The following is a 16,240-nucleotide window of genomic DNA, read 5'->3' on the forward strand; positions in this document are numbered from 1 at the left end:
TCTATGCTGTTTTACCTCTGAAATTACAAAGCTTTCGAGAGACTCATTTAGCATTATTATTTCTCTTGCCCGAATGATGAAATCATATGCACCAATGATAGGTTTAAAACCGTAAATTATCGCTTCTGATGCCGATAAGGCGCCACCAACCGACAAGACAGCTGTGCTTCTGGATGTTCCGCCGAGAGCGACGATGCGATTATTCCAAATTCGTGGATCAGGATAACTTGTACTTAATACCCAGATACCCTCAAATAGACGCATTTGTTTATCGCTAAATGTGCGTCCAGTTATACCGAAAAGCAGCAATTCCATCCATCTCATATCTTTGGGGTCGCGAAACAGATCCTTGCCGCGGAAGACGACACGCTCACCGGGAAACACCAGGCCCATGCGGGTATGCCAGTTGTCCTCGTTTGCGAGTAGATCCTTCGGACCTTTCATGGCGAGGAAGTTTCTTCGTGGGCCTGATGGCGGGGACCTGGATCGTCATCCAGGTGGATGGCATGACGGTAAAACGGAAAATGACGAAAACCGAATCCCTTCTGCTCGAGGGCGTGGGCTGCGGCGCCGGGCAGGCGTAACAGCAGGAAGATCATCTCACCTTGAGACGGTGTGAGACCGAGGTCGTGAAACGCGGCGGCGGCGACGCCGGTGATGGCAATGGGCAGTCGGCCACCGTTTCCAGGGCGCTTCGCTGGGCATCCAGCCAGCGTAATGATCTTGCCGGCGGCTGTTGCGACAAATGCCGCAGCAACTGACGGATCGGAGTCGGGCAGCTCGCGCCGTGCGGGTCAAAGCCGGGGGGGTGTTCCATCGTAGGCCACACGTCTGCGCGTTCTTCCCTGGACGGATTATTGAGACGGGATGTCCAAGCATCGAGATCAGTGCGGCAATCCGTCCAAATCTCCATGGTGAGCGCAACCTCGCGGGCGCCGCCGAGCTGGCCGGCTCCGACGGCGAGCGCCGCCATCAGGCAGGCGGCATTGTGTGAGCCACCGACCCCGCCGTTCATGGCGGCCTGGACACTGTTATCGCGCGGGCCGGGATTGGCGAGTGCTATCGCCAGGTCTTCGAGTAATTTTACCTGTTCCAGTGTCGGGCGTTCGCCCATGAACAGTAGAAATAGGTATTCTATCCAGCCCGACTTTCCAAGTACGTCGCCATAAACGTCGTATCCATGACAATAGCATGCAGACGCGGCGAACGGGTTGTCCGCTTCGGGTTCCTCGCGCCAGATGCGACTTCGGATAGACTCTTTAGGAGAGTCGGTCATCAGGGTTTCCGTCCGCTGATAAGCGAATAATAGGCATGGGAGGGGCAGCTGATGATGTCGGTGAATCCCGATTCGGCGAGCATCACCTCTAGCTCCCTCGCACTGAATTGCTGGCCCTTGGTGACCAGCAGCATGGCCAGTGAGTAGGCGTTCGCCGTTGGCGGGCCAATCTTGTCGTCTTCCAGCAATACCTCGTGCAGGAAGATCCGCCCACCACGTGGCAGATTCTCGTAACTGGTTTTGATCAGCCAGAGACAGCGCGAACGTTCCCAGTCGTGCAGGATGTCGCTGAACAGGATAGCGTCCTGTCCGCGCGGCCAAGGATCATTGAACATGTCCAGTGCCAGAGTCCGGACACGGTCGGTCAGTCCAAAGGAGTCAATGTACTGCTGCGTTACCGGGCATACGGCGGGCAGATCGGCGACTGTGCATTGTACTACTGGATCCGCCGCAGCGAGCGCGATCGAATAACATCCCGATCCGCCACCTATATCGAGCAACTGGCGGGTGCCGCTCAGTCGTCCGCTACGGGCAAGCGCCACGGCTGCCGGGAAGCCATGGCTGTGCATCTTGGCCGTAAAGCTCCTGGCTTGTTCCTGTGCCAGCGTATTGTTTTCCCAGTCCTCAGTGAAGGGTTTGGCCAGTCGGGCATCGCCGCCAGTGTCGCGCCGGATAGCTTCCAGGATCATGTCGTGACTCACCGGCATGTGTTTTACCGTGTGCAGCACACCGCCCCAATAATAGGGACTGTCTGGCAAAAGATAGTTGCGCGCGAGTTCTGAGATATGAAACAGCCCATTACGCTTGGCGAGGAACCCGAGGGCGCAGAGCAGATTGATCAAGGCCTCGCACGCCCGCTCGCTCAACTCGAATCGCTCTGCGATGGTTGGGGTAGCGGATGGATTTGCGTCAAGAAAGGCGAACAGGCCCAGTTCATCCGCCACCGTCAGCGCAGGCAGGCGAAATCCGGAGAGCCAGATGTCCCATAACGGTCGGTTGTCGCAGCTCGGAGTTCGAGGAAAGGATGCCGGAGGCTCATGCGTGGTATTCGCCATTTATCTCACCGGGCAGCCATGGCGGGTGGTAGACGGTGTGTTACCACTGTGGGGCGAGCATTTCCATGCGTTCCGAGAGCGGAGGGGTCTCCTCGCCGTCGATGTAGACATCGATCAGTGCGGGAGCCCGCCGCCGGCACAGGCGGCCGATATCGATGGACTGCAGGTCTTCCGGGGTTCGCACACGGTAGGCGTCGACGCCGAGGGCGTTCGCGAGAGCGGCGTAATCCACCGGCGGCAGCTCGTAGCCGATGCGTTCGGCGCGGGCGAGGCGCTGCCCGTGTTTCACCGTGCCCAGTGCGCCGTCGTTCAGGATCACGAAAATGACGCAGAGATCGTGCTGAATCGCGGTAGTGATCTCCTGTCCACTCATCAGGTAGCTGCCGTCGCCGACCAGGCACACCACCGGCCGCGCGGGATTGCCCATCGCGGTGCCCACCGCCGCGCCGATGGCCCAACCCATGGAGGCGAAGCCCATGCTGGTGCGGAAATAGTTGTCGGTGCGACCGCCGACGGCCGGTTGGGGCAGATGCGGATGCAGGTAATGGATGCCCCACAGGAAGCTGTTGCCGATGTCGGCCAGGTAGCAGGTGTTCTCAGGCAGCAGGCGCGCGAGCTCGAACATCAGGCGCTGCGGCTTGATCGGCGTCGTGTTGCCGAGGTATTTCGCCTCGTCGCCTAGGGTGAAACGGCGCCTGGGCGCTGATGCGCCGGTTTGAATGCGGCGGTCCGTCGCACGGCGCTCGACCGCTTGGATGCCGTTTCCGCTCATGCCCTGCCGGCGCCGGTCGACCATCCGGCGCTCGAAGTCGATGATGTTCGGGTAGTGCGATGCGGCGCGATCCCTGGTGTCCCACGCCGGCTGCGGTCCGGCGCCGCCGAGCTGGGCCATGATGCCGATGAACACCGCATCGAGGTTGCCCAGCAAATGCTGGTCAGCGTTCTGTGAGCGGGTGAAGTGGCGCGACAATTCGTCGACATGGACGAGCTTGCCCTTGAGTCCTTCGTTCTCGAGCCAGCCTTGCGCCGCCTGTTCGTCAAGCGCTGTCCCGGCGACGAGGACGAGGTCGACCGACGGATTCCTGAGCAGCTTCTGAACACTGGCATGGCCGGCCAGGCCGCATACACCGCGATAGTTCGGATGGTAGGGGTCGATCAGTCCCTTGCCCTGCGGCGTGGTGATCAGGAGGGCGCCGATGCGCTCCGCCAGCTCGCGGATCGGACCCATGGCGGCGACGCACCCCTCGCCGATGATCACGACGGGATGGCGCGCCTTGCCGATACGGCGTGCCAGGGCGGAGACCGCCTCGGGATCCGTCAATCTCTGGCTCTGCGTCGCCTCGACCAGGCGGAGGGGCAGGCCGGTGAACGGCACCGGTGTCCGCAGGATGTCGAGCGGGATACTCAGGTGGGCCGGGCCGCGCTCCTGGAAGGCGGTGCAGATGGCGCTGACCAGCTTGCGTTCGAGCTGTTTTACATGGGAAACCAGCGAATTGTAATGCGTGCAGAAGCCCATCATCGCCACGGTGTCGATGCCGGTGCAGCTCGATTCCTGCACCGCGCCGCGGCCGAAGGTCTCGAGCGGCGTCTGCGCGGTGATCACCAGCAGCGGGATGTCGTCCTGATAGGCGCTCGCGACGCCGGTGATGACATTGGTTGCGCCGGGACCGGTGGTGGTGACGCACACGCCGAGCCGGCCCGTTTCGCGGGCGTAACCGTCGGCCATGAAGGCGGCGCCCGATTCATGCCGCGCCACCACCGCCGCGATGCCACCGCGGCGCTCGCTGCGCGCGAGGGCGTTGTACATCGGCTCGATGGCGCCGCCGGGGACGCCGAAGATATAACGGGTACCGATCTGCTCCAGGCAGTAGACGATGAGGTCGGCGGCTTCTGGGAAGGTGCTCGGTGCTGCGTCGGGATAACTCTTTTGTATATCGAAGAACTTCGTCATGAAAGTTCATCCATATTGTTATCAGGCGGATAGCCTGCTTCCCAAAGAATGTGGATCAGACATTAATTGTTCAGTTCTGAAATTGCAAGAAAATTACAGGGAATCAATCTAATTGCGAGCGCGTTCGCGCCAATATTTTGTCTTTTAGGGGGGCGATGGATAACCGTACAGGTCATGCTGGTCGGAGTCCGTGATCGCGACGCGGATCATTTCACCCGGCTGGATGGCTGCGGCCCGCTCGATGTGCACGACGCCATCGATCTCGGGCGCGTCGGCGTAGCTGCGCGCCCGCGCGCCATCCGGTCCGGCCTCATCGATCAGCACTGACATATGTTGTCCGATACGGCGCCGGAGTTTCTCCGCGCTGATGCTCGCCTGGGTCTCCATGAAACGTTCCATGCGATCCTGCTTGATTTTCTCGGGCACGGGTTTGGAGAGCGCGTTGGCGACGGCGCCTTCCACCGGGGAGTAGGTGAAACAGCCTACGCGATCGAGCTGGGCCTCGCGCAGGAAGTCGAGCAGCATTTCGAAATCCTGTTCGGTCTCGCCAGGAAAACCGACGATGAAGGTGCTCCGGATGGCGATGTCGGGGCAGATTGAGCGCCAGTGGCGCAGGCGCAGCAGCACGTCTTCGCCACCGGCGGGACGCTTCATCGCCTTCAGTATGCGCGGGCTCGCGTGCTGGAACGGTATGTCGAGATAGGGCAGCAGCTTGCCGTCCGCCATCAGCGGGATCACTTCGTCGACGTGGGGATACGGATACACGTAATGCAGCCGCACCCACACGCCGAGCTCGCCCAGGCTGCGTGCCAGCTCGGCGAAGCGGGTCCTGAGCGGCCGTCCGCCCCAGAATCCGGTCCGATAGCGGAGATCCACCCCGTAGGCGCTGGTATCCTGCGCGATCACCAGCAGCTCCTTGACGCCTGCCTTGACCAGATTTTCCGCCTCCTGCATCACCTCGCCGATCGGCCGGCTGACGAGGTCGCCGCGCATGGACGGGATGATGCAGAAGGTGCAGCGGTGGTTGCAGCCTTCGGAGATTTTCAGATAGGCGTAGTGGCGCGGCGTCAGCCGGAGCCCCTGCGGCGGGACCAGGTCGGTGCGCGGATCGTGCCGCGGCGGCAGATGCTCGTGAACCGCCTGCATCACCTCGTCGAGCGCATGCGGCCCGGTGACCGCGAGCACCTGCGGATGCACGTTACGGATGGTGTCCTCGCGCGCGCCGAGGCAGCCGGTGACGATGACCTTGCCATTTTCGGCCAGCGCCTCGCCGATGGCGTCGAGCGATTCCTCGACGGCGCTGTCGATGAACCCGCAGGTATTGACCACGACGAGGTCGGCTGCCGCATAGCTGGGGGCAACGACGTAGCCTTCGGCGCGGAGCTGGGTCAGGATGCGCTCGGAGTCGACCGTGGCCTTGGGACAACCGAGGCTGACGAAGCCTACGCGGGGGATCTTTCGTGTCATGGCGGCTGTGCGGGGAAGGAATCCTGTTGCGCGCCGGCCGGACATGGCCGCGGCGGCGTGCAGTATAGCACGTGCGGTCGGTTCAGCGCGGGCGGGGCCGGGTTCTGTCCGCGCCCGGCCGCCTGCTATGATACCGCAGCCACAGCCCGGAATGACGAGCCGGCCGGTCCACCATGATCCCATTGCGAGACGATAATCCGACCACCATCCGGCCCATCGTGACCGTCGGCCTGATCGCCGCCTGCGGCATGGTGTTCCTGTGGCAGTTCTCCCTCGGGCCGGCCGGGTTTGAGCGCACTGTATTCGGCCTGGGCCTGATCCCCGCCGTGTTCTACGGCAACGCGAGCCTGCCGTCCGGGCTCGAGCTGGTCCCGCCCGGCCTGACGCTGTTCACTTCCATGTTCCTGCACGGCGGCTGGATGCACCTCATCGGCAACATGCTGTACCTGTGGATCTTCGGCAACAACATCGAGGACGCCATGGGTCACACGCGCTTCATCGTGTTCTATCTGGCATGCGGCGTCGCAGCCGCGCTTGCCCAGGCAACTTTCGAATCGACCGCACAGATCCCGATGGTGGGTGCGAGCGGGGCGATCTCCGGCGTGCTCGGCGCCTATCTGCTGCTGTATCCGCGCGCACGCGTACAGGTGCTGGTCCCGTTCGGCATTATCATGCACATGATGTCGCTGCCGGCGCTGCTGGTGCTGGGTTTCTGGTTCGTGCTGCAGCTGATCAATTCCGCGGCGGCGACGGCCGGGGAGGGCGGGACGGCATGGTTCGCCCACCTCGGCGGATTCGTCGCCGGAATGGTGCTGATCCCATTTTTCAAGCACCGGCGCGTGCGCTTCTTCAATCCCGCGCGCCACTGACCGGGATCAGACGGGGACAGACTTGAGTCTGTCCCCGTTCACGCCTGATCCGGCCTAGTCGCGTTCAATCTTGACGATCACCTGGGATGGATCTTCATCGCGTCGGTAATAGGGCGGACGCTCGAGCATCTGCGTGTAGGCGCGGTCGCGGTCAGCCTCGCTGTCGAACCAGCGGAAGGACTCCCAGTTGCTGCCGAGCAGATGGGCGGCGGACAGGGTGTCGCCCGGGGGGAGCGTGATCTTGATGCCGTATTGTTTCATGATCCTCAATCCGTGTTTACGCAGCGTAATAATCCGACGATTCTGTCAGCGCGGTCCGCAATTGTAAATCGGTGACCGCACCTTCAGGTGCGTCGTCCGATCAAAGCTCCGTGCCCGCGTCATCGCCGCCGCGCGGCGGGTGCAGATGCAGCGCCGCTTTGGCAAGCAGGTGGGCGCTGACCGGCGCGGTGATGAACAGGAAAAACATGATCAGCAGTTCGTGCAGGCTCAGGCCGTCGCCGCGCAGGCTGAAATAGACCGACGAGGCGACCAGCGTTGCGCCCACCCCGAGGGTGGTGGCCTTGGTCGGCCCGTGCAGGCGGCTGAAAAAGTCGGGCAACCGCGCAAGCCCGATCGATCCGATGAGGGCGAAACTCGCCCCTACGACGATAAAGAAACCGATCAATGCTTCGCTCCACATGGTCGTGTCTCCCCTATTCGATGATGTCGCCGCGCAGCAGGTATTTGCAGATGGCCGCGGTACCGACGAAACCCATCATGGCGATGAGCAGGGCGGCCTCAAAATACAGGTTGTCGTCCAGATGGATGCCGAGGACCATGAGCAGGGCAATGGTGTTGATGTACATGGTGTCGAGGGCTAGCGCTCGATCCGGCAGCGTGGGCCCGCGCACGGCACGCCACAGGTTGAGCAGCAAGGCCAACCCCAGCATACTGTAGGCGAGATAGATGGCAGCCGTCAGCACGGGAAGATCTCCTGCAGGGGCCGTTCGTAGCGCTGCTTGATCTCGGTAATCAGTGCCTCCCGGTCCGTCACGTTGAGGGCGTGGATCAGCAGCATGCGGCGGTCCGCGCTCACGTCGGCGGAGACCGTACCCGGTGTCAGCGAAATCAGGCTGGCAAACACCGTAATCGCGAATTCGTTACGCAGTTCGAGCGGGTAGTGCACGAAGCCTGGTGCAAGGTCCCGTGGGGGACGGAGGATGGTCCCGGCGACGATGAAGTTGGCGACGACGATGTCGCGCAGCAGGCGCGCGCCAAGCAACAGGATCCTGTCCGGCCGTGCGAGACGCGGCCGCTCGGGCCAGAAACGGTTGCTGAACAGCGGGATGAGTACACCGAGGATGCCGCCCAGCAGCAGGTTGCCGATACCGGCGTCATTGGCGAGAAGCAGCCAGATTACCAGCAGCGTCGCACTCAACAACGGATGGGGCAGCAGGCGGCGCATCATGGCACTACCTCGAGCGATTCATGTTCCATGAGCGGCGGGGCTGGATTGCCCAGTACGGCGTCGATGTATCCCTGCGGCAGCAGCATCTGGTCGGCAGTCGCCGTTGCATACTCCTGCACCGGGTGGGCGAACAGCATCAGCAGGGGGCTGGCCGCCAGCGGCAGCATGGCCATGGCGAGCGGAAGCACCGGCAGCGTCAGCGCCGGACGTCCGGCGCTCTTCCAGAACAGCACGCTTCCGGCGCGGCCGAGCGCGACGATGCCGAGCAGACTACCGCCGAGCAGGGTGCCCCACAGCCAGGGCATGCTGCGGTGCTCCAGGGCCGCCTCCAGTATCAGCAGCTTGCCAAGGAAACCGCTCAGCGGGGGCATGCCCGCCACGGCGATGGCGGCGAGGAAAAACACCGCGCCCGTCAGCGCCGGTCGGCCGACGGCGGTACCGGGCACCAATGCATCCGCGCCCATGCCTCGCTGGCGCGCGATTACATCGGCGAGGAGGTACAGGCACACCGTAATCATGGTGGTGTGCAGCAGATAATACAGCGCCGCGCTGATGCCGGCTGCGCTGAACAGTCCGACCCCGGCCAGAAGCGTGCCCACCGAGACTATGATCAGATAGGATACGAGCAGGCGCAGGCGGTTGGCGGCGAGCACGCCGATCGCCCCCATCGCAACGGTAAGCACCGCCAGCGGCAGCAGCCAGGGCTCGGCAACGCCTGCGGCCGCTCCGGCCCCGGCGCCAAAGATCAGGGTGAAGATGCGCAGTATGGCGTAGACGCCGACCTTGGTCATTATGGCGAACAGCGCCGCCACCGGCGCCGCCGCGGCGCTGTAGGCAGCGGGTAGCCAGAAATAGAGCGGCAGCAGCGCGGCCTTGAGCATGAACACCACCAGCAACAACAGGGCGCCGCCCCGCAGCAGGCTTGCGTTGGCCGGGTCTGGCTGCGCCGCCTGGCGCGCAAGATCCGCCATGTTCAGCGTGCCGGTGACTCCGTAGATTATCCCCACGGCAATGAGAAACAGGGCTGAACCTGCCAGATTCAGCACGACATAGTGCAAGGTCGCGCGGGTGCGCGCCGCTCCGGCGCCTTCGCCCTGCAGCAGCAGGCCGTACGACGCGATGAGCAGGATCTCGAAGAATACGAAGAGGTTGAACAGGTCGCCGGTCAGGAAGGCGCCATTGAGCCCGAGGATCTGAAACTGGAACAGAATATGGAAATAAGGATTGGCGCGCAGCTCGCCGCTCAGGGCATACAACAGGCTGCACAGCCCCACCACCGACGTCAGGACCAGCATGAGCGCGCTGAGCCGGTCCGCCACCAGTACGATACCGAACGGCGCCGGCCAGCCGCCCAGTGCGTAGACGCGGTAGTGGTCCGCTCCGGCGTCCAGCAGCATCCACAGCGTGACCGGGAGCAGCAGCAAGCAGCCGGTCAGGTTCATGATGCGGGCCAGCGCCTCGCGGCGGCGCACGAAGAGCAGCGACAGCGCGCCGCACAGCAGCGGCAGCACGATCGGGGCGATGACAAGATGATTCACCGGTCAGACTCTCCGCCGTCCACGTGATCCGAACCCAGTTCTACCCGCGCGCGCAGTGCCAGGATGACCAGAAAGGCCGTCATGCCGAAACCGATCACGATTGCGGTCAATACCAGCGCCTGGGGCAGCGGATCGGTATAGCCGGCGGCGTCTGCCGAGATCACCGGCGGTTGCCCTGTGACCAGACCGCCGGAGGCGAACAGAAAGAGATTGACCGCATAGGAGAGCAGGGTCAGTCCCAGCACGACCGGATAGGTGCGCGCGCGCAGCAGCAGATACACCCCGCAAGCAGTGAGGACGCCGACCGCGGTGGCGAACAGGGCCTCCATCACTCGCGCGCCTCGCTGCCAGGTGATTCCGCCGTGCCTCGGGGCGCGGTGATCTCGCCCAGTCGTGCAAGGATGAGCATCACCGTGCCGACGACCGCGAGGTACACCCCGATATCGAACGACAGGGCGGATGCGAGCGCCACCTCGCCGATCAGCGGCAGGTGCAGGTGCGCGAAGGCAGAGGTCAGGAATGGCCGGTCGAACATCCAGCTGGCCAGTCCGGTGCCCGTGCTGATGAGGATGCCGGTGGCGATCAGCGGGTAATAATCCAGCAGAAGGCGTTCGCGCGTCCAGGCAATGCCGTTGGCGAGATACTGCAGGATCAGCGCTACCCCGGTGACGAGGCCGGCGATGAAGCCGCCGCCCGGCAGGTTGTGGCCGCGCAGGAACAGATACAGCGAGACGAGCAGTGCGAGCGGCAGCAGCGGGCGCGACAGCGTCGCCATGATGAGCGGATAGCGGTCAGGCGACCAGGCGCGGCCGTCCGGGTCGCGCGCGGGCAGGTGTGGCCGCAGTCCGTGCAGCAGGGTGAAGATACCGACAGCCGCAATCGCCAGTACGGTGATTTCACCTAGGGTGTCGAAGCCGCGGAAATCGACCAGGATCACGTTCACCACGTTGCTGCCGCCGCCGCCCGGCACGGACTGTTGCAGGTAATAGGTCGAGATGCTGTCGTGTTCGCGGGTCAGGAGCTGCCAGCAGGCAAAGCCGACGCCGCCGCCGGCGAGAGTCGCCAGCGCGAGGTCGCGCAGCCGGTGCGCTGCGCCGGTGCCGGTAGGAGCGTGGCGCGGTATGAAGAATAGCGCCAGCAGAAGCAGGATGATGCTGACCACCTCCACTGACAGTTGGGTCAGCGCGAGGTCCGGGGCGGAGAAGCGGGCAAAGGTGAGCGCGACGATCAGGCCCGCCACGCTGAGCAGGATCAGCGCCAGCAGCCGCTGGCGATGCCACGCCGCCGTGCCGATCGCGGCCGCGGCGAGGATCAGGCCGGCGACGAGGCTGATGCCGTCGATGGGTGTGGCGGCGGACGCGCCAAACGCTGGGGCGCCGTCGGCAAGATACGGCGCGACACCGAGTATGACGGCGGAGGCGATGAACAAGGTCAGATAGCGCTGCAAGGAACCGTTCTCCAATGCTCGCGTACTGCGCGTCGCACCGCCCATGACGGCGGCCAGCAGCAACTCGTAGTTGCGTTTTGCGCTCACCGCCGGCAGCCGGTCGTGCAGCGCGTAGATGCGCCGGCGCAGCGCATAGATCAAACCGCCACCCGCGAGAGCTGCCAGGCTCATGAGGAACGGGCCGGTGAAGCCGTGCCAGATGGCGAGGTCGTAATCCGGCACTTCCCGCTGCAGTACGCTGGCGGTGGCGAGGTCCAGCAGCGGCACTACCGTGATGACTGGCAGGATGCCCACCAGCAGGCACAGCGCCACCAGCACCTCGACCGGGATTTTCATGTACCGCGGCGGCTCGTGCGGTGTGCGCGGAAGATCCACCGGCTCGCCGTTGAAAAATACATCGTGGATGAAACGGATCGAGTACGCGACGGCGAAGATTCCCGCCAGTACCGCGCCCGCGGGCAGGATCCAGTACAGGGAACCGAGTAATTCCTGGTTCAGCGTCTCGGCAAAGAACATCTCCTTGCTCAGGAACCCGTTGAAAAGCGGCACGCCTGCCATGGAGGCGGCTGCCACCATGGCGAGCGTGGCGGTGTGCGGCATGTAGTTCCACAGGCCGTTGATGCGCCTCATGTCGCGCGTGCCGCATTCATGGTCAATGATGCCGGCGGCCATGAACAGCGAGGCCTTGAAGGTGGCATGGTTGATGATGTGGAAAACGCCGGCCACCGCGCCGAGGTCGGTGCCCAGTCCGAACAGCAGCGTGATCAGGCCCAGATGGCTGATGGTGGAGTAGGCGAGCAGACCCTTGAGATCATGCTGGAACAGCGCGGTGTAAGCGCCGAAGAGCAGTGTCAGCAACCCCGCGCCGCCGACCAGGTAAAACCAGAGATCGGTGCCGGACAGGGCCGGATACAGGCGCGCGATCAGATAGATGCCGGCCTTGACCATGGTGGCCGAATGCAGGTACGCGCTCACCGGGGTGGGCGCGGCCATGGCATGGGGCAGCCAGAAGTGCAGCGGAAACTGCGCGGATTTGGTGAATGCGCCGAGGAGGATGAGCGCGAGCGCGGGTGCGTACAACGGATGCGCGCGGATCATCTCGCCGGAGGCGATGACGACGGACAGCTCATAGCTGCCTGTCATGTGACCCAGCAGCAGGATGCCCGCGAGCAGGGCCAGTCCGCCGCCGCCGGTGACGGCGAGGGACATGCGGGCGCCCTCCCGTGCTGCGGCCTGGTGGCGCCAGTAACCGATCAGCAGGAAGGAACTCAGGCTGGTCAATTCCCAGAAGATCAGCAGCAGGATCAGGTTGTCTGACAGCACGACGCCCAGCATGCTGCCCATGAACAGCAGCATATAGCCGTAGAAGCGCCCCATGGGGTCGCGCGACGAGAGATAATAGCGCGCATACATGATGACCAGCAGGCCGATGCCCAGTATCAGCAGCACGAACAGCAGGCTGAGCCCGTCAAGGCGCAACGACAGGTTGAGGCCGAGCGCCGGCAGCCAGGGCAGGGTGACGGTGCTCGTCTGCCCGGCGAACACCGCGGGCATCGAGGCCGCCGCCGCGGCGAGCGCTAGCGCCGTCACGGCCGCCGCCGCCCATGCGGAGGCATTGCGTCCGTAACGTATGCACAAGCCTGGCAGGCCCGCGCCGAGGAAGGGCATGAGTATGATCAGAAGCAGGTTCATGCTGGTCGCGTCAGTCGAGACTTCCATGCCGCGGCATCCGGGCGCGTCCCCCGCTGGCCTCGGGCGACCCGTCGCGATATCCGGCGGGAACATACAGTGTGCAATGTTAACACGGATGCCTGTTCACTGAATTACCCGAATATCCGTGCGCTCAGCGCGTATTCCGCGCTGCATGGGCATCAGGATCCTGCGCCCATGCGCGCGCAACCAAGCGGTCTCTGTCTCAATGCACTGCATTGCCGGAAGCATCCGTAAGCGGCATAGTATTCGCGCGCATTGCAGGGCGGAGGAAGTAAATCATGAAGGTAGTGGTCATGACGGCGGAGGGAGGACCCGAGGTTCTGGAGTGCCGCGAAATCCCCGATCCGGAGATTGGAGTCGCGACCCAGCTCAAGGTGCGCCTGCGCGCGGCCGGGGTGAATCCGGTCGATGCGAAGATGCGCCGGCGCGGGCTGTATTTCCCCGGCGCCTTGCCGGCGGTGCTCGGCTGCGACGGCGCCGGCATCGTCGTCGAGACCGGCGCGGCGGTGACCCGCTTCAAACCGGGTGACGAGGTCTGGTTTTGCGACGGCGGCGCCGGCGGCGATCCCGGGTGCTACGCCGAGTACAAGGTCCTGGACCAGGGCGTCGCACGCCTGAAACCGGCTGCGTTGAATTTCAACGAGGCCGCCGCGGCGCCGCTGGTGCTGATCACGGCATGGGAGGCGCTGTTCGAGCGCGCAGACCTGCGGTCGGGCCAATCGATACTGATACATGGCGGCACCGGCGGCGTCGGCCACGTCGCGATCCAGCTCGCGAAGCGGGCAGGCGCCCAGGTCTGCGTCACCGTGGGAAGCCACGACAAGGCCGAGTACGCGCGCCGGCTCGGCGCCGACGAGTCAATCGTCTATTCCGAACGCGACTTCGTGCAGGCGGTGAACGCGTGGACGGACGGGCGTGGTGTGGACGTAGCCCTCGACACGGTCGGCGGCGAGGTCTTCCGCCGCACCATCGAGGCAGTCGCGCATTACGGAGACCTGGTGACGCTGCTCGATCCCGGCGCGGACGTCGCCTGGCGCGAGGCGCGCAACCGCAACCTGCGCGTCGGTTTCGAGTTCATGCTGATACCGATGCTGCGCGGTCTGGCTGACGCGCGCCGGCGGCAGGGCGAGATACTGGATCGCTGCCGTGAATGGTGCGACGAGGGTGTGATGAGCATCGAGGTGGCGCGGACCCTGCCCCTCGAGTGGGCCGCCGAGGCTCACCGGCTCATCGAGCAGGGGCATACCCGGGGCAAGATCGTGCTGGAGATCGCGGACTGATCTCTGTGCAGATCAGGGCGCCGCGCTCCAGCCGCGTGCCGAGGCCAAGGGGCCTCCGGAGCAATGTGCCGCGCGACACTCGCCGCGGTCAGCGGCGGTAGCGCTGCCGCCCGGGGCGAAGGCGCAGCGGCTGGAGTTCTGCAGCGCCATCCGGGTCGTACTGCCGGCTCCAGGCCTTGCTGGATCTGAGGCTCAGGGCGATCGCCGCGCCGACGATACCGCCGACCATGAATGCCATGAGTACCGACTCGATCATTATATCCGTCATTGGTTTGGCCTCCGGGGTATAAACCCGCTGATTCCAGTTCTGGTGCCTCCATATCCGATATCGTCACCTGTCGTATCGGGTTTAATTAAATGCGCCTCGGGCAGGAATCGGTGTCGGTTCACGGTCATGTTTCGGTGGTAGCACATGTAGAGACGTGTGTGTGATTCTGGAGAAGGGTATTGGTATATTTGCAATAAGAAATAACATGTTGAATTTAATTTCTACTGTAGAACGTGATTGATTGCCCTGTGTCCGGGTGGCGCGTATCTTGTCTGCATGAAACTCGACCATCACGAACGCAAACGGAGTGGCCGTGGCGCAACCCTGAGCCCGGACAACCGCTACAGCGCGCGCACCCGCGCCGGGATCGACGATGGCTGGGGTAGCCTCGACGCGACGCTGGAACCACTTGCCACCACGCTGACGGTAGACGCCAGCCGCAGCGTGATCAGCTATAACAGCTCGCCCGATGTCGGCTTCGATCGCTCGATCAATCCCTACCGCGGCTGCGAGCACGGCTGCGTGTATTGCTTTGCGCGGCCCACACACGCCTATCTCGACCTGTCGCCCGGCCTCGACTTCGAGAGCCGGCTGTTTTACAAGCCCGACGCGCCGGAGCTGCTGCGCAAGGAACTGGCCGCATCGCGTTACGAATGCGCGACTATTGCCGTTGGCATCATCACCGATTCCTACCAGCCGGTGGAGCGGCGCCTGGGCCTGACGCGGCGCATCCTTGAGACACTTCTGGAGGTGCGCCACCCGTTCAGCATCGTGACCAAGTCCGCGCTGATCGAGCGCGACCTAGACCTGCTGGCGGAGTCGGCGCGGCTGAACCTGGCCGGTGTCGCCGTGTCGGTGACGACACTGCAACGCGACCTCGCGCGCCGCATGGAGCCGCGCGCGGCCGCGCCGCAGCGCCGGCTGGAGGTGATCCGGAGCCTCAGCGCCGCCGGCGTGCCGGTCACCGTGCTGGTGGCGCCGCTGATCCCGGTGCTGACCGATACCGAACTGGAAGACATCCTCGGCCAGGCGCGGGAGGCGGGCGCACGCGCCGCGGGCTACGTGCTGCTGCGCCTGCCGTACGAACTGAAAGACATGTTCCGCGACTGGCTGCAGGTGAATGAACCGCTCAAGGCGTCCCACGTCATCGGCCGGTTGCAGGACACGCGCGGCGGCAAGGACTATCAGTCGGAGTTCGGCGTGCGCATGCGGGGGACGGGCGAGTACGCCGACATGATCGCGCAGCGCTTCCGTCTCCATGCGAAGAAGCTCGGCTACGGCGAGCTGCCGGAACTCGACTGCTCGCAATTCAGGAAGCCAGCCACAGGTCCGCAGATGAGCCTATTTTGATCTGTCCCGGCTTTTTACAGGAACGATGCATGGCCTTTGCCTACTACAAGCGCCTGACCCGACGCCAGCAGGTCATCTACCGCAAGAGTAACGAGGTGCCTGCGGTGCCCCTGCCGAACTGGCGTACAGTGCAGCCGATCGCGCAGCGTCTGGAAGAGGCGCTGCCCGGTGGAGACCGGCGCGCCGTGCAGGAGCTGTGCGCCGAGCTGCTCAACGCGATGGCCGACGGCCTGAAGATCCGCCGCGTGCGCATCACCGTACTGGCGCGTCGCCCCTCCGACGAGACCGAGGAACTGCACGGCTGTTATCAGCCTGCCGAGGAGGGTGGACATGCCGTGATCAAGGTGTGGATGCGCACTGCCAAGCGCAACCAGGTGGTGGCGTACAAATCCTTCCTGCGAACTGTTCTGCACGAGTTCTGCCATCATCTGGACTACATGCTGCTCGGGCTGGCGGATTCGTTTCACACGGAAGGGTTCTATCAGCGGGAGTCGAGCCTGTTTCACCAGGTGATCCATCATACGGAAATTTAGTTATATTACTTGAAGCCGCTTGGCACTGACGGCGCATCGCCCG

Annotated in this window: 16 protein-coding genes and 1 pseudogene; 4 read left to right on the plus strand and 13 right to left on the minus strand. The window is 63.9% G+C overall.

The window, feature by feature from the left end; all coding sequences use genetic code 11:
- From IPK65_12450 to rimO, 5 genes and pseudogenes are all read right to left on the minus strand, one after another.
- Window positions 1-444 (minus strand): hypothetical protein (locus tag IPK65_12450; GenBank protein ID MBK8163900.1); only part of this gene is annotated, 444 nt, incomplete at its 3' end.
- Window positions 441-1,276: pseudogene (locus IPK65_12455) on the minus strand (citryl-CoA lyase). The gene IPK65_12450 and the pseudogene IPK65_12455, both read right to left, overlap by 4 nt.
- The gene (locus tag IPK65_12460; GenBank protein ID MBK8163901.1) at window positions 1,276-2,331 is read right to left on the minus strand and encodes a ubiquinone/menaquinone biosynthesis protein; all 1,056 of its coding nucleotides are present in this window, start codon (window positions 2,329-2,331) and stop codon (window positions 1,276-1,278) included. The pseudogene IPK65_12455 and the gene IPK65_12460 overlap by 1 nt, the downstream one beginning before the upstream one ends.
- Window positions 2,332-2,371: 40 nt before the next feature.
- The gene (locus IPK65_12465; GenBank protein MBK8163902.1) at window positions 2,372-4,282 is read right to left on the minus strand and encodes a thiamine pyrophosphate-binding protein; all 1,911 of its coding nucleotides are present in this window, start codon (window positions 4,280-4,282) and stop codon (window positions 2,372-2,374) included.
- Window positions 4,283-4,426: 144 nt separating this feature from the next.
- A complete protein-coding gene (gene rimO / locus IPK65_12470; protein ID MBK8163903.1) occupies window positions 4,427-5,749 on the minus strand; it encodes a 30S ribosomal protein S12 methylthiotransferase RimO in 1,323 nt (440 codons plus the stop codon).
- Between the two features lie 173 nt (window positions 5,750-5,922).
- Here rimO and IPK65_12475 point away from each other — a divergent pair, with 173 nt between their 5' ends.
- Window positions 5,923-6,618, plus strand: coding sequence for a rhomboid family intramembrane serine protease (locus tag IPK65_12475; protein ID MBK8163904.1), 696 nt, complete (start codon window positions 5,923-5,925; stop codon window positions 6,616-6,618).
- Between the two features lie 54 nt (window positions 6,619-6,672).
- Here the strand turns inward: IPK65_12475 and IPK65_12480 are convergent, their stop codons facing one another.
- The 7 genes from IPK65_12480 to IPK65_12510 form a co-directional block, all read right to left on the minus strand.
- Window positions 6,673-6,879 carry a hypothetical protein gene (locus IPK65_12480; protein MBK8163905.1) on the minus strand — a complete coding sequence of 69 codons (207 nt, stop codon included), beginning with the start codon at window positions 6,877-6,879 and terminating at the stop codon, window positions 6,673-6,675.
- A 100-nt stretch (window positions 6,880-6,979) separates the two neighbouring features.
- Complete coding sequence (locus tag IPK65_12485; protein MBK8163906.1) at window positions 6,980-7,300, minus strand: Na+/H+ antiporter subunit G; 321 nt, start codon at window positions 7,298-7,300, stop codon at window positions 6,980-6,982.
- 13 nt (window positions 7,301-7,313) lie between these two features.
- Window positions 7,314-7,583 (minus strand): K+/H+ antiporter subunit F, encoded by a 270-nt coding sequence (locus tag IPK65_12490; protein ID MBK8163907.1) that lies wholly within the window; start codon window positions 7,581-7,583, stop codon window positions 7,314-7,316.
- Window positions 7,577-8,068: a Na+/H+ antiporter subunit E gene (locus IPK65_12495; GenBank protein MBK8163908.1), complete on the minus strand. Its 492-nt coding sequence runs from the start codon at window positions 8,066-8,068 to the stop codon at window positions 7,577-7,579. Before IPK65_12495 ends, IPK65_12490 begins: the two co-directional genes overlap by 7 nt.
- A complete protein-coding gene (locus IPK65_12500) occupies window positions 8,065-9,606 on the minus strand; it encodes a monovalent cation/H+ antiporter subunit D (protein ID MBK8163909.1) in 1,542 nt (513 codons plus the stop codon). Before IPK65_12500 ends, IPK65_12495 begins: the two co-directional genes overlap by 4 nt.
- Window positions 9,603-9,935, minus strand: a complete 333-nt coding sequence (locus IPK65_12505) for a Na+/H+ antiporter subunit C (protein MBK8163910.1) — start codon at window positions 9,933-9,935, stop codon at window positions 9,603-9,605. The genes IPK65_12500 and IPK65_12505 overlap by 4 nt, the downstream gene beginning before the upstream one ends.
- The gene (locus tag IPK65_12510) at window positions 9,935-12,745 is read right to left on the minus strand and encodes a monovalent cation/H+ antiporter subunit A (protein MBK8163911.1); all 2,811 of its coding nucleotides are present in this window, start codon (window positions 12,743-12,745) and stop codon (window positions 9,935-9,937) included. Before IPK65_12510 ends, IPK65_12505 begins: the two co-directional genes overlap by 1 nt.
- A gap of 299 nt (window positions 12,746-13,044) precedes the next feature.
- On the opposite strand from IPK65_12510, the gene IPK65_12515 reads away from it, so the two are divergent.
- On the plus strand, window positions 13,045-14,046 hold the full coding sequence (locus IPK65_12515) for a zinc-dependent alcohol dehydrogenase family protein (GenBank protein ID MBK8163912.1): 1,002 nt from the start codon (window positions 13,045-13,047) through the stop codon (window positions 14,044-14,046).
- A gap of 88 nt (window positions 14,047-14,134) precedes the next feature.
- Here the strand turns inward: IPK65_12515 and IPK65_12520 are convergent, their stop codons facing one another.
- Entirely contained in the window at window positions 14,135-14,314 is a 180-nt protein-coding gene (locus IPK65_12520) for a hypothetical protein (protein ID MBK8163913.1), read from the minus strand.
- A gap of 276 nt (window positions 14,315-14,590) precedes the next feature.
- On the opposite strand from IPK65_12520, the gene IPK65_12525 reads away from it, so the two are divergent.
- Window positions 14,591-15,664, plus strand: a complete 1,074-nt coding sequence (locus tag IPK65_12525) for a PA0069 family radical SAM protein (GenBank protein ID MBK8163914.1) — start codon at window positions 14,591-14,593, stop codon at window positions 15,662-15,664.
- Between the two features lie 29 nt (window positions 15,665-15,693).
- Window positions 15,694-16,197 carry a hypothetical protein gene (locus IPK65_12530; protein ID MBK8163915.1) on the plus strand — a complete coding sequence of 168 codons (504 nt, stop codon included), beginning with the start codon at window positions 15,694-15,696 and terminating at the stop codon, window positions 16,195-16,197.
- Window positions 16,198-16,240 lie beyond the last annotated feature (43 nt).

The sequence above is a fragment of the Gammaproteobacteria bacterium genome (genome assembly GCA_016712635.1).
In the GTDB taxonomy this organism is placed as follows: domain Bacteria; phylum Pseudomonadota; class Gammaproteobacteria; order SZUA-140; family SZUA-140; genus JADJWH01.

Excerpts from the sequence above, each read along its gene's own strand:
- IPK65_12475 (MBK8163904.1), top strand. The coding sequence starts at position 5,923 with ATGATCCCATTGCGAGACGATAATCCGACCACCATCCGGCCCATCGTG.
- IPK65_12480 (MBK8163905.1), bottom strand. The coding sequence starts at position 6,879 with ATGAAACAATACGGCATCAAGATCACGCTCCCCCCGGGCGACACCCTG.
- IPK65_12465 (MBK8163902.1), bottom strand. The coding sequence starts at position 4,282 with ATGACGAAGTTCTTCGATATACAAAAGAGTTATCCCGACGCAGCACCG.
- rimO (MBK8163903.1), bottom strand. The coding sequence starts at position 5,749 with ATGACACGAAAGATCCCCCGCGTAGGCTTCGTCAGCCTCGGTTGTCCC.
- IPK65_12530 (MBK8163915.1), top strand. The coding sequence starts at position 15,694 with ATGGCCTTTGCCTACTACAAGCGCCTGACCCGACGCCAGCAGGTCATC.
- IPK65_12495 (MBK8163908.1), bottom strand. The coding sequence starts at position 8,068 with ATGATGCGCCGCCTGCTGCCCCATCCGTTGTTGAGTGCGACGCTGCTG.
- IPK65_12505 (MBK8163910.1), bottom strand. The coding sequence starts at position 9,935 with ATGGAGGCCCTGTTCGCCACCGCGGTCGGCGTCCTCACTGCTTGCGGG.
- IPK65_12525 (MBK8163914.1), top strand. The coding sequence starts at position 14,591 with ATGAAACTCGACCATCACGAACGCAAACGGAGTGGCCGTGGCGCAACC.
- IPK65_12485 (MBK8163906.1), bottom strand. The coding sequence starts at position 7,300 with ATGTGGAGCGAAGCATTGATCGGTTTCTTTATCGTCGTAGGGGCGAGT.
- IPK65_12510 (MBK8163911.1), bottom strand. The coding sequence starts at position 12,745 with ATGAACCTGCTTCTGATCATACTCATGCCCTTCCTCGGCGCGGGCCTG.
- IPK65_12460 (MBK8163901.1), bottom strand. The coding sequence starts at position 2,331 with ATGGCGAATACCACGCATGAGCCTCCGGCATCCTTTCCTCGAACTCCG.
- IPK65_12515 (MBK8163912.1), top strand. The coding sequence starts at position 13,045 with ATGAAGGTAGTGGTCATGACGGCGGAGGGAGGACCCGAGGTTCTGGAG.
- IPK65_12520 (MBK8163913.1), bottom strand. The coding sequence starts at position 14,314 with ATGACGGATATAATGATCGAGTCGGTACTCATGGCATTCATGGTCGGC.